This window comes from Streptomyces dengpaensis, assembly GCF_002946835.1.
Classification (GTDB): Bacteria; Actinomycetota; Actinomycetes; order Streptomycetales; family Streptomycetaceae; genus Streptomyces; species Streptomyces dengpaensis.
On the sequence record NZ_CP026652.1, the window covers coordinates 1,255,619 to 1,268,296 of the forward strand.

Consider the following 12,678-nt stretch of genomic DNA (forward strand, 5'->3'; position numbering starts at 1 on the left):
CTTCGTCCAACCTGTCGACCATCCCAAGGAAAGGCACACGCGCCATGCGCATGGAAGTGCTACACGTCTCGCCCGAGTTGGCCGCGAAGTGGCTCACGCGAAACACCAACAACCGGCCTCTCAGCAAGAACACGGTGCAGCAGCTGGCCGACCAGATCCAGCGCGGGGAATGGCAGTTGACACACCAGGGCATCGCCTTCGACGAGGACGATGTACTCATCGACGGTCAGCACCGGTTGGCGGCAATCGTCAAGGCCGGGCTCACAGTGCCACTGACCGTCACACACGGCGTGCCCCGCACCGCCTTCACAGTGATGGACACAGGGCGCAAGCGCACTGGTCGGGACGCGCTCGCCCTCGCCGGCGAGACCAACGCAACGCACCTGGCCGCAGCCCTGCGTGGGCTCCACCTCTACCTGCACGCACCGAACTCCGCGTGGAGCGGCAGCTCATCCGTCACCAGCAACGACCAGCTCCTGGTCATGCTCGAGAAGCACCCGGGCATCCGCGACGCCCTCTCTCACGGCATCGCACTCAACCGCGCATGCCGCATCACGGTCACGGCGGCGACGATTGGCTGGTACGTCACCACAGAGGCGCGGCCCGACATCGATCAGTCCTCCTGGCAGGACGGAGTCATCACCGGCGCGCGACTGGAACCCGGCGATCCGCGCCTCACGCTGCGCAACACCATGCTCAGCCTGGCGGCGGGCAAGACCCACCGTCGTCATGACGATTCACGCGAGCACCTGCTCTATTACCTCAAGTCGTGGAACGCCTGGGTCGAAGGCCGCACGATCAAGCTTCTGCGCCGGTCCCCGAACGAGACGATGCCCAGGATCTCCAACCAGTCGACCGCAGCGCTGGCGGACAGCGACGCCTGATGAGCAGCATCGCGCTCCCTACGTGAACGTCAGGATGAACCAAAACCCACCACCGTTGACTGAGTTCACGTTAGATTCAGTTGACCGCTGTCACCGAGGGCCGAGCCGCTGGACGGACTGGCAGGACCTGTGCACCCGGCAGGGAAAGGAAGCGCATGCGCGCCCAGGAGATCACCTTCCTCAAGCTCGTCCAAGGGGACAAGCAGTTCCAAGTACCGCTCTACCAGCGGACGTACAGCTGGGGCGGGGAGCAGCTGAAGCGCCTCTGGGAGGACGTCGGTGAACTCGTCGACCAGCATGTGTCCGGAGAGTCCACGGCACCGCACTTCCTCGGCTCAGTGGTACTGGCTCCGGGCCAGATCCAAGCGGGCGGCGTACAGAGATGGCTGGTCGTGGACGGTCAGCAACGACTGACCACCCTGATGCTGGCCTTCACCGCCCTGCGCGATCACCTCAAGGCGAGCGGCGAGTCGCGGGCCGCCGACAGGGTGCACCGGCAGATCCTGGTCAACGAGTTCCACGAGGGTTTCGACCACTACCGGTTGCTGCCCACCCAGGCCGACCGGGAAGCGTACACCGCATGTGTCCAGTCCCGGGCCGAGGCGGGCGGGGGTGACAACATCGGTGCGGCGTACCGCTTCTTCCGCGGTGCGCTCGCCGAGGGTCAGGAAGCGGATATACAGCGATGGGTGGCGACGGTCGAGACCGTCCTCAAAGACCTGCTCTCGATCGTGGAGATCACCGCCGAGCCGGGCGACAACGTGTACCGCATCTTCGAGTCGATCAACAACACGGGCGTCGGGCTCAGCCAGAGCGACCTGCTGCGCAACTACGTGTTCATGCTCCTTCCCAAGCGCGGTGAGCGGGTCTACCAAGAGCTGTGGTTGCCCATGCAACAGACCCTCGGACCAAAGAACCTCGAACTCCTCGTCTGGCTGGACCTGGTTGTGCGCGGCCACCACAAGACGAAACAGAGCGAGATCTACCGGGAACAGCAGAAACGGCTCCAGCCGCTTGCCGGCGACGAGGACGCGCTCCAGCGGGAGGTCGCCCAGCTCGCGGAGCGGGGGCGACGGTTCCTCCGGATCGTCGAACCTGCCCGTGAGCCCTCAACTTCTCTCCGTACCGTGTTGGAACGCCTCGCGGCCTGGGGCGGTCAGACCCACTACCCTCTGGCACTCCATCTGCTGGACCTCGTCGAGGCAGGCAGCACGACTACCGAAGACGCGGCGGAAGCCCTGCTCTATGTCGAGTCGTATTTGGTGAGGCGCCTCATCTGCCAGACACCGACCACGGGCCTCAACCGGATCTTCATGGAGGCCCCGAAGGAGCTGGAGACCGACCGGCCGGCGGCCGAAGCTGTCCGGCGGTTCCTGTCAGGCCGACGCCGTCGGTGGCCGAGCGACGAGGAGCTGCGCGAGGCGATCCGCAGCAAGCCGTTCTACTGGAGTGGCCGACCCCCACAGCGCAGTTACATTCTGCGTCGCCTTGAGGAGAGCTACCGCCCCACCGAGCCCGTCGACTTCGACAAGGCGTCCCTCAGCGTGGAGCACGTCCTCCCCCAGCGCCCGGCCCAGGCCTGGTTCGACCTGCTCGACGAAGAGACCGAGGGGAACCAGTCGCCACAGGAGCTGCACGACCTGCTCGTACACACGCTCGGCAACCTGACACTGACCGGCGACAATTCCAAGCTGTCCAACCATCCCTTCCAGCGCAAGCAGCAGATTCTCGAGTCGAGCGCCCTGCGCATGAATCTGGAGATCGCCTCCGCCGAGCGCTGGGGCAAGGCCGAGATCATGCACCGCGCCGACAGGCTCTCCGAGCGCGCGACGGAGCTGTGGCCGGGACCGATCGGCGGAGTGAAGCCGGCCGGCGACGAGTGGCCCGGCTGGACGGAGTTGCGGTCCGCGTTGGTCGCGATGCCGAGCGGCACCTGGACGACCTACGGCGATGTCGCCGAGCTGATCGGCAGCCACCCGGTACCCGTCGGCTCCTACCTGGGCGCCAACACGACGGTGATCGGCGCCTACCGCGTGCTCACTGTGGAAGGCAGGATCTCCCCTTCGTTCCGCTGGGCGGACGGCAGCGACCGGCCGCCGCCGCAGGACCTGCTGACGAGCGAGGGAGTGCGCTTCGACTCCCTGGGGCGAGCCCACCCTTCCCAGCGCCTGTCCGCCGCCGAGCTGGCCACCCTGTTGGGCAGGGACGTGACACAGCCCGCCGTACACGACCCGCTCCCCGAAGGAGAGGACGAGGCGGCCGCCGAGCGCTTCCGTGCGCAGCTACGGGAGAACTGGCCGGACGCGTACGCCGGAGTCATGGCAGCCCTCGACTTCTGGCGCCACCAGGGCGGCCATGTGACCTACGGCCGGCACGAGGAGACGAGCTGCTTCCCCATGCTGGACGCTGGTACCAGCCGCCGGCCCCACCTGATGTGGCCGGTCGGCATCTACCCCGTGAGCGGAACGGTCGAGGTGGTCTTCCAGTACCTGAAGACCCGCAGCCCCTTCGACGACACGGAACAGCGCCGGGAGCTCCTGAACCGCCTGAACAAGATCGACGGCATCGACCTGCCCGAGGCGAAGCTGGAGCTGCGTCCGTCCTTCCCGCTGAGTGTCTTCGCGCGGAACGGTGACGAGATCTGCGAGGTGCTGGACTGGTTCGTGGGGGTGGCGGCGCTGGATCTGGCGCGGCGGGGCTGAAGCCGAGCTCCGGATGCGGACGGTTGCCACTGTCCAGCACCCCTGCGGCTTGGAGCGGCATCCGCTGTTCGCCTTGGCCGATGTATGACCGGACCCCCGAAGGCCCTGCCTCCTGACCACCTGTCACACCGCGGCCTGCCCAGGCCACCCTCTGTTCAAGGAAGTGTTCGTGAGCGCAATCGGCTCCGGCGGAAGAGTCCAGCCGGCCCGTCCCGGCGACCCCTCCCGCATAGGCCCCTACCGCATCGTCGGCCGTCTCGGCGCGGGCGGTATGGGCACCGTCCATGCCGGCGTCACCTCCGACGGAATGCGCGTGGCGGTCAAGGTGATTCATCCCGAGCAGGCGCAGGAGCCGGAGTTCAGGGCTCGCTTCCGGCGCGAGGTGGAACTGTCCTCCCGTGTCACCGGGCCGCACCTGGTCCCACTGCTCGCCGCCGATCCGGACGCGCCGACCCCGTGGCTGGCCACCGCCTACGTTCCCGGGCCGACGCTGAACCAGCACGTGCTCGCTCACGGACCGCTCTCGGAAGGGAGCCTGTACGCCTTCGCGGCCGCCACGGCGCAGGCGCTGGCCGCCATTCATGCCGTGGGAGTGGTGCACCGTGATGTGAAACCGCAGAACGTCCTGCTCACGCCCGCCGGCCCCCGTGTGCTGGACTTCGGCATCGCGCACGCCGCCGACGGCACCAGCGTCACCCGTACCGGGGTCATGACCGGCACCCCCGGCTGGATCAGCCCCGAGCAGTACCGTCAGGGCACCGCGGGGCCGGCGGGTGACATGTTCGCGTGGGGAGCACTCGTGTCCTACGCGGCCACGGGCCGGCTGCCCTTCGTGGCCGGCGCGCCCGATGTGGTGGCCTTCCGCGTGATGTCGGGCGAGGCCGACCTGGACGGCGTCCCCGCACCACTGCGCCGCACCGTGGAGGAAGCGCTGGTCCAGGAACCGGGTGACCGCCCGTCGGCCGCCGAAGCCGCCCAGGAGTGCGCGGTGCTGCTGGCCTCTCAGGTCACTCAGGTAGCGAGTGCCGATGCGGTGCCCGCGACGGCCGTGGACATGATCACGGCCGTCTGGGAGGTGCCGGCCGCGGAGGACCCCACCTGGCAGCTGCCCTCGGAGCGGAGCCGTTCGAAGAAGCGACTGGCCGGTGCCGTCGTCCTCGCGGCAGGCGTCATCGGCGGCCTGGCCGGAGGAGTGGCGGCGCTGCTGCCCGGAGACGCCGGGGGCGGCCGTCATGCGCCCTCGTCCGCGGCCTCGGCGTCGCCGCTGGCCTCGGCCGTATCCGGGCAGTCTTCGGCGAGCGCCGCGAAGGGGGACGAGGCGGCGGAGCAGCAGGCCGCGAGCGGCAGCTCGGCGAGTGTGGCGAGCTGGAACCAGGCGCGAGCGGCACAGGGCGCGGGCGAGCATGACGTGGCGCGCGCGGTCCTGCACGACGAGGGTGTGGAGGCCCAGGACCTCGGCGGCGGCGTCGATTTCACCCCGGAAACCGTGCGGTTCCACGAGTCGCGCCGGGAGGTCTATCTCTCGTACCGGCTGACCTCCGACGAGCAGGGGACGATGTACGCGGAGACGGAGATCGCCAAGTCGATGTGTCTGACGCTGCGGGACCTCGTTCTCCGCCTGCACCCGGACCTGCCGTACCGCACGTACGTCATGGTGAAGGAGGAGCAGGGCCAGGATCCCCAGGTGACGTGGCAGGACGATTTCGTCACCAACGCCGAGTGCCAGTCGGCCGCCGACGACGGCACCGGGCAGGACACGGACGTTTCGCAGGACTGGCAGCCGGACGAGAACGGCCTGGGGCAGGCGATGATCCCCAGTACCGACAGTGCGGAGATCCGGGTCGCGGACGGAGCCGCCAGGAAGATCATCGCGGGAACCAACGGGATGCGTCAGACACTTGGCACGGATCGCGTGCTCGGCAACAGGCAGATCAAGGTGGGCTTCGACCCCGACAATGCGGTGATGTACGTCTGGTCGGACTACGTGAAGTGGAATGAGAAGCAGGTCGACTCCTGGGCGGGCCTGGTCGCCGGTGAGGCGTGCCGGGCTCTCGTGAACGAACGGGAGAGCGCGGGAAGCGCCTGGCCGTACTCTCGCTACGCCGTGGCGGAGATCGGCGGGTCGCACTACATGATGATCCGTTGGGGTACGGCCACCACGCAGGCCGACTGCCCGACCTGAGTGACAGGTCCGGACCGTGGCCGAGGTTGACCCTCGACCTTGTCGAGGGCCCAGAGTTCCGGGTGTGGAGAACGAGATGCGCAGCATTGGGGAGATGGCCCGGGACGGCGGACTGAGCGTGAGCGCGCTTCGGTTCTACGACCGTGCCGGTGTGCTGGTCCCCGCCTGGGTCGACCCGGTCAGCGGCTACCGCTGGTACGAGCCCCAGCAGCTGGAAGAGGCCCGGTTGCTGGCCCGGCTGCGCCGGGCAGGCATGCCGTTGGCGGACATTCGACTCGTCCTGGCCGCCTGGGCCGGCGCGGACACGGACCTGGTGCGCGGTCTCCTTCAGGCGCACCTGCGCCGTCTCGAACTGGGGCTGTCCGACGCCCGCAGCGAGTTCTCCACGCTCCGAGCTCTACTCGACCACAGGGAGAACCCCATGACTTCGCTCCGCACCGCCATAGCCCGGCTGTCCGTCCCCGCACCGGAACTCGCCGCCGCGCTGGACGCGGTCCGTTTCGCGGCCGGTACCGCCCCGGAGCTGCCGATGCTCGGCGGGATCCTGTTCGACATCGAAGGCGAAGGCCTCCACCTCGTGGCCACCGACCGCTACCGGATGGCCGTCGCGCAGGCACCCACGACCGGGCGCGGCGGGCTTCGCACGCAGGTCGTCGTGCCTCTTCCGCTCGCCGACGCGATACGGGCGCTGCTGACCGGCGAGGAACCTGTCCAGCTCGCGGTGGACGGTGACCGCGTCACGCTGGAGACCGGGGATCGGCAAGCGGCCGGCCAGAGCCTCGGCCACGAGTTCCCCGACTACCGTCGCCTCGTCCACCTGCCGGCCGGTCGCCGGGCCCACGTCAATACGGCGACCTTCCGGGAGGCGCTGAAGACCGGTCCGGTCCGCACGAGCGAGACCCGCAAGCAGGGCGGCGAGCCCCACGACCTCAGCGTGCTCAGGATGACGGCTGACGGGACCGTGATCGTGTGCGACGACGGTGACGACGACCAGAACAACGTCGCCGTCAACCGTGAGTTCCTTCTGCACGCGCTCACCGCCGGAGCCAGGGACGAGCTGATCCTGGAGCTGGGCGCGCCCATGGCACCGCTCGCGATCCGCCGCCCCGACGACGAGGACAGTTTCTCGCTCCTGATGCCGGTCCGCCTGGAGAACTAGCGTCCGTACGGGCCGGGTTGGTCCTTGTCTCCGTCCGCCAGACTCAGTCCCGCGTCGGCGTCACGGCACCTCGCACCGTACGAGTGCCCTGGCGAAGGGCTCACCGCTGCGCCGGGCGTACGTCATCCGCTCACGGACCTCGCTCAGGGTGCGGGGACGGTACCCGGGCCCGCCGCAGCAGCTCTTGTGGAATCGGACGCCCGCGCGCAGCAGCACGGACAGTGTCCGCCAGGCCGCGGTGTCCCGGCGGCGGGGTGCGGCGAAGGCAGAGCCCACGTGAATCAGCGGCTGCGCGCAGCGGGGGCAGGTCCGCTGCCTGTCCCTGTCGTAGGGCTGCTTGTACGAGGCCCGACAGGGGAGGCAGACGTAGTGGGTCTTCGCATGGGCCATGTCGCCAGGGTAGGCAGCGCACATGGAGAACTCGACGCAATTTCCGGGCCGTGACCGCCAGCAGGTCAACTCACCCGACGCCCCGGGTTCGTGTCACTCCCGCAGCCACCACTGGCGAGCGCCGCGACGACGAGCAGGGCGGTGCCCACGGCACGTCGGTGTCGGGACAATGGGCAACTCCGTATTCGGTCAACGGGCCTGGCTGGTGAGCTGATTGCTCGAAGGAGCACCGACCTTCGCATGCGGTGGACGCGAAGGACGGAACCACGTCTGCGGTCGAACCGCACCAGAGGCCCCGAGGCCGGCACTCGTGGCGGGAACACCGCTCACTTCGGCCTCTTCTTCGGTCGGGCGTCTCCGACCCCGGGCAGGGGACGTGCGCCGTTCAGCGGGTTCTTCGCCTTCTTCCCCTGCTCCGTCTTCTTCGCTCGCGCCGACTTCTTCGCGTCCACCGCCTTCTTCGCGCGCCGGCTCTGCCTAGGCTTCGGCTTCAGCGTGTCCGGTCGGCTGTCCAGCCAGCGGCGGGTGGTCGCCATCTCGGCGACCAACTGAGTGCGCTGCGGTTCCGGCAGCCTCGTCAGCGCCTCCTCCGCCCGCACCATGAGAGCCGCGGCGTGCTTCGGTCCCGGTCTCTGCCGTGCGCCACGCAGAGCATGCCGAATCTCCGTGTCGCGGTACAGGGGGATCCCGCCGCGACCCTCTGGCTGCGGTTTCGGCCGGGCCGGGGCCTGCCAAACCAGACCGCCTTGGACATGCACGATGGTCTGGCGCTGAGCAGGCTCCGTACTCTGCTGCGCGGCAAGCTGACCATCAGCGGTGAGCGGCAGCCGCGGCGGAGCCGTACGGGACGGTACCCCGTACACGGCGAACGCCCGGTCCGCCTCGCGCTGGCACCATCGTTTGAGTACCGCCGCCGTCGCGGGAACCCCGCAACCGACAGCGGCGATCACGTCCCCCACGTAGGGCGGCGGGTCACTCTCCCCGGTCCTGATCAGCGCCGACAGGAGCGGGCTCCCCTCGCCGCCGCCGGTCTGCTCCACTGCGACCAGCAAACCGACACGGTCCGGGACGGACAGCTCCAGCAGGGCGCTTCCGGCGGTTCGGGCCAGCGCCTCCCAGGTGGGCCGGGTCCGAAACCTCGCGGCGCTCACCAGTGCCTCCTTCAGCGCGAGCACCTGCTCCGCGCGGGACCGCCGCACCGGCGCTTCCCCGCGCGGGGCTCCTGCCGCGGCGGCCGGGCGGGGACCCGAACGTCGTCGCGGCTCAACGCCCGGGACCCGGAGCCCCGCAGGGGTCATCGCACAGGCGTCGAGGGGCACCCAGTCGGTGCTGCGCCGGGGGTCCTCCGCCCTGAGACGGATGCGCCGTACCGCACCGAGCGTCTCGAAGCGGAAGCGGAGCAGGTATCCGTACTCGTCGTACAGCTCCTCCAGGGTCTCCGGCTGGGCTGTTCCTGGACCGAAGACCCAGTCGAGGGTGAACGATTCACGGGAGAGCCTCTGGCGGGCCTGGTACCACTCGGCGTGCGCGAGCCTGCTGAACTGGAAGCGCACATGCTGCCTGGCCGCGCCCACCCGGAAGTCGACGGCGTCGCCGGGGCCGGATCCGAGGTCGCGTGAAGTGGCCTGCCCCTTCAGCCTGTTGCGTCCGGCCCATGCGGCGAGGTCGTCCTTGATGAAGAGGTGGTCCGCGCTGGCCGCGCCGGTGGCCGTACGGTGGCAGGAGGTGTGGGGTCGGTGAGCGAAGTGGCAGACCTTGTCGCGGTACAAACGGTCCGACAACTCGTTGCCGCAACCGCCGAGCTGGGTGCCGCACCAGTAGGTGTAGGTAGGGTGGCGTCGACGCCACCGGGTCAGTTCGTCCGCGTCCGTCGGCAGGATGATCGCGCGTCCCGAGTTCCGACTCCCGATCACCGCGGTCTGCACGAGTCTGCCGTCTGAGCCGATCATGAATCCCCCCGGGCCACGCGCGCCTGCCGGGAGGGCGGGCGACGTTGATCGCCATCAGTATGCGATCCATGTACTCAGTTCACAAGAGGTAAACGTCCGCTTCGCGCATTCGAGCGCGATCGCGAGGCCGGCGGCATACGCTCAACGGTCATCGGAACAAGAGGCCGGGAGGGGCACATGCAGAAGGGCACGCTTGAGTACGAGCAGGCTCTGGACGCCGTGATCGAGATCCTGCGTTCTCGGGCACGCCAAGGTGCGGCACCTATTCCGTACGGCGAACTGAGCAGCGAACTGGCACGGCTCGGTCATCACGTCCCCGCCTACGAGGGCCCCATGCCTTACCTCTTGGAAGACGCCTCGGTCCGAGAGAGCCCTGATGGATCACTGCCCCTGCTGTCGGCGCTCGTGGTGCTGAAGGACAGCGGCTGGCCGTCCGGCGGCTTCTTAAAGCTGGCCCGGCGCGCACCGTACAAGCGACCGGGTGACGACATGCAGCTGTGGACCCGGAAATCGAGAAGCTGGCGGAGCACTACGCCGATCACTGACGGTCTCCCTCGTCGGCGTCGCCGCGGCTTTCGCTGGGCTGCCGGCTCCGACGAGGGGTGGGTGCGTCACGAGCCCGCATTACGGAGCGGCACCTCCGCCCAGACGGTCTTCGTGTACGCATCACGGGAGGTGCAACCCCAGCTGTCCGCGTACGCCTCGACGACGAGTAGGCCGCGGCCCGATGTCGCGTCGAGGGGCGCCAACTCGGCTACGGAATGAGGGGGACGACTCTCCGGGCGGGCGTCTGTCACCTCGATACGGGCCGCGTCGGGCAGAAGGAGGAGCGTCAGCCGGAAGTCCCGGCCCGGGAGGCGGCCGTGGGTGATCGCGTTGGACGCCAGCTCGGCGGTGACGTGGGCGACGGCAAGCGCGGGGTCGGAGTCGTGCGGGAGGCCGGTCCACTCGGTGAGCTGCTGGACGGCGAGCTGGCGGGCGAGGCGGGCGCCGCGTCTGGTGCTGCTGAAGCGCAGGGTCAGTTGGGGGGCGGGCGTGTGGGGCGGCTTCGTTTCGTCGGTGGTCTGTTGTTGGGTCACGGTGTCAGCGTGATGGGGTGAATGGCCCGCCAACCAGGTACGACGGCCGTACGGCGTGCTGGTCGTACGGAGGGGGCGACTGGCTGTGCACTTGGTTGTACGGGTCCTGTACGGGCGTTGTACGGGTCCCGCGGCGTGTCCCGGTTCTTGCGGGCGGCGTTGAACATGGCCCGGTGGCGAACACGGTCGCGGGCGGCGGGGTGCGGAGCGGGACGGGAAGGGCGTGGGACTGTGAGGACGGTACGGGACGTACGGGACACGCGGGCGGGTCGCACAGCGAAGACGAAGGACGAGGCGCCCGATCTGCCGGGCGTGTGGTCGGCGTACGGTGTGCTCCTCCAGCATTTGCGCAAGCGAGCCGGGTTGAACCAGCAGCAGCTCGGGGACGCGATCGGCTACTCGCTGGAGCAGGTCGCGTCCGTCGAGCAGGGACGGCGGCCGGCGAAGGCGGCGTTCACGACGGCGGCGGAACGGGTGCTGAAGGCGGGCGGGGTTCTGGATGTGTTGCAGGACGAGGTGGACAGGGCGAAACTGCCAAGGTTCTTCCGGAACTTCGCGCTGATCGAGGCGGAGGTCGTGAGCCGGTTCTCCTACGATCCGCTGCTGGTGCCCGGGCTGTTGCAGACGGAGGGGTATGCGCGGGCGGTGTTCGCCGGGCACTGTCCGCCGCTCAGCGAGGAGATCATCGACCGGCATACGGAGGCGCGGCTGAGCCGGCAGAAGTTGCTGGCGCGGGTGCCGATGGCGGAGTTGTCGTTCATCGTGAGTGAGGAGGCTTTGCGCAACCCGGTGGCCGATGCGGAGATCATGCGAGGGCAGTGGCAACGCCTGCTGGAGGTGGGAGCGTTGCGCAATGTCGAGGTGCAGGTCATGCCCGCCTCGACGGGGTTCCACTCGGGCCTGAACGGGCCGTTCCTGGTGTTGGAGACGAACGAGCATCAACAAATCGGATACGTCGAGTCCCAGGAGGTCGGGTGCGTCGTTCGTGATCCAGCGGAGGTCAGCGCCTTCGGGTTGCGGTATGGCAAGCTGCGATCGCAGGCTTTGAACGCCGCCGAGTCGGCGCGGCTCATCGAACAGCTGGTGGGAGAGACATGAGCGTGGAGCAGGTATCCGAAAACGTGAACGGGCTGCGCTGGTTCAAGAGCAGCTACAGCGGATCGGGCGGCGGCGACTGCGTGGAGGTGGCCGCCGGACTGGACGCCGTGTACGTACGGGACTCGAAGGTCGTGGGTGGCGGGCCCGTGCTGCGGATCGGCCGGGATGAGTGGGCGGCGTTCGTGCCATGCGTTACGAGGTAGCCCTGAACAACTCCTGATGGGAATAGCCGGCTCACCTGCGCCACAGGCAACGGCGAGTCCGGACGCAGCGAGGACGTGCCGCTCCCTCGTGACACGTCCGCCTTGTCACCCACCACAGGAGGAGCAGGCATCAGCGCGGCGACGCCGCGGCCGCTTCGTCCGAGCGTCAGGGTCCGCACCTGGCAAGGCGCCCACCACGGAGTGGATTTGATCATCAGCCACCGCTGCGTAGCCAGCGGTTGTCGCGGGCGAAGCGTGACGCATCAGTCGCTGAGTCATCAGCAGGTCTCGACCGGAGGCACGGTACACAGCCGTACCAAACCGGTGCCTGAGCTGGTGATAGCGCATCCGGATGCCATGCTTCGCGGCAACACTGGCGATGGTACGCGATATACGCTCAGGGCTCACCCCATCCCATAGACGGCCCTCGTTCGTCAGATCCAACTCGCGTACGACGACTGGCGGAATTGGCACGATGTCGGTGCGACCGCCCTTGCCCTGGACGCGCAGAACCACCTCACGTTCTTGCAGGACCGAGATGTCGTCACGTCTGAGCTTGGCAGTCTCGTGCGCACGGAGGCCGCAGAAGGCCCCTAGGAGCACCCATGCTCTCTGGCGTCCCTCCGTATGGAGGGTCAACCGGGTCAACTCGCCTTCGGGTAACGGATTGGGCGTCGATCGTGGCGCCGGCGGCTTGCGTATGCCAGCCACGAGATCCACCCCCAGCCACTTCCCGAAGGCCTGAAGGTGGTTGAGGTAGGTCCGCCTGGACCAGGGCTTGAGTGAGCGCGCACCAAAGTAGCTCAACACGTGATCGACGGTCAGCTCCTCAACCCTCACGAGAGCGGCCTTTGCGATGGCTCGAACGCAACGGACTCTGGCGCCAATGGTGTTGTTCGAGTAACCGTCGGCACACTGTGCGGAAATGAAGTCGTCAAGAACCATGGGAAGGGGATGCGCAGCGCCACCCTGGCATAACCCTTCGCCATAAGAAATTGACCTTAAATACCTCACGTTTGGCCAGAAATACAT

At 68.3% G+C, this 12,678-nt stretch carries 10 protein-coding genes; 6 read left to right on the forward strand and 4 right to left on the reverse strand.

Features of this window, described 5'->3' with window-relative positions:
• The first annotated feature begins 44 nt into the window (after positions 1-44).
• The 4 genes from C4B68_RS05755 (at position 45) to C4B68_RS05770 (ending at position 6,927) form a co-directional block, all read left to right on the forward strand.
• Positions 45-884, forward strand: a complete 840-nt coding sequence (locus tag C4B68_RS05755; RefSeq protein WP_099502799.1) for a hypothetical protein — start codon at positions 45-47, stop codon at positions 882-884.
• A gap of 155 nt (positions 885-1,039) precedes the next feature.
• Entirely contained in the window at positions 1,040-3,586 is a 2,547-nt protein-coding gene (locus C4B68_RS05760) for a GmrSD restriction endonuclease domain-containing protein (protein ID WP_099502801.1), read from the forward strand.
• Positions 3,587-3,755: 169 nt separating this feature from the next.
• A complete protein-coding gene (locus tag C4B68_RS05765) occupies positions 3,756-5,768 on the forward strand; it encodes a serine/threonine protein kinase (protein WP_099502895.1) in 2,013 nt (670 codons plus the stop codon).
• Between the two features lie 76 nt (positions 5,769-5,844).
• Complete coding sequence (locus C4B68_RS05770) at positions 5,845-6,927, forward strand: DNA polymerase III subunit beta family protein (RefSeq protein ID WP_099502803.1); 1,083 nt, start codon at positions 5,845-5,847, stop codon at positions 6,925-6,927.
• A gap of 60 nt (positions 6,928-6,987) precedes the next feature.
• Here C4B68_RS05770 and C4B68_RS05775 read toward each other — a convergent pair whose 3' ends face one another.
• From C4B68_RS05775 to C4B68_RS05790, 3 genes are all read right to left on the reverse strand, one after another.
• Positions 6,988-7,317: a deoxyxylulose-5-phosphate synthase gene (locus C4B68_RS05775; protein ID WP_099502897.1), complete on the reverse strand. Its 330-nt coding sequence runs from the start codon at positions 7,315-7,317 to the stop codon at positions 6,988-6,990.
• 326 nt (positions 7,318-7,643) lie between these two features.
• Complete coding sequence (locus C4B68_RS05780; protein ID WP_099502805.1) at positions 7,644-9,266, reverse strand: competence protein CoiA family protein; 1,623 nt, start codon at positions 9,264-9,266, stop codon at positions 7,644-7,646.
• Between the two features lie 611 nt (positions 9,267-9,877).
• Complete coding sequence (locus tag C4B68_RS05790; RefSeq protein ID WP_180289297.1) at positions 9,878-10,345, reverse strand: ATP-binding protein; 468 nt, start codon at positions 10,343-10,345, stop codon at positions 9,878-9,880.
• Between the two features lie 303 nt (positions 10,346-10,648).
• Between C4B68_RS05790 and C4B68_RS05795 the strand changes: the two genes are divergently transcribed.
• On the forward strand, positions 10,649-11,443 hold the full coding sequence (locus tag C4B68_RS05795) for a helix-turn-helix domain-containing protein (protein WP_373682238.1): 795 nt from the start codon (positions 10,649-10,651) through the stop codon (positions 11,441-11,443).
• Positions 11,440-11,646: a DUF397 domain-containing protein gene (locus tag C4B68_RS05800; protein WP_099502807.1), complete on the forward strand. Its 207-nt coding sequence runs from the start codon at positions 11,440-11,442 to the stop codon at positions 11,644-11,646. The genes C4B68_RS05795 and C4B68_RS05800 overlap by 4 nt, the downstream gene beginning before the upstream one ends.
• Before the next feature lie 105 nt (positions 11,647-11,751).
• Here C4B68_RS05800 and C4B68_RS44635 read toward each other — a convergent pair whose 3' ends face one another.
• Positions 11,752-12,678: a tyrosine-type recombinase/integrase gene (locus C4B68_RS44635; protein ID WP_099502809.1), complete on the reverse strand. Its 927-nt coding sequence runs from the start codon at positions 12,676-12,678 to the stop codon at positions 11,752-11,754.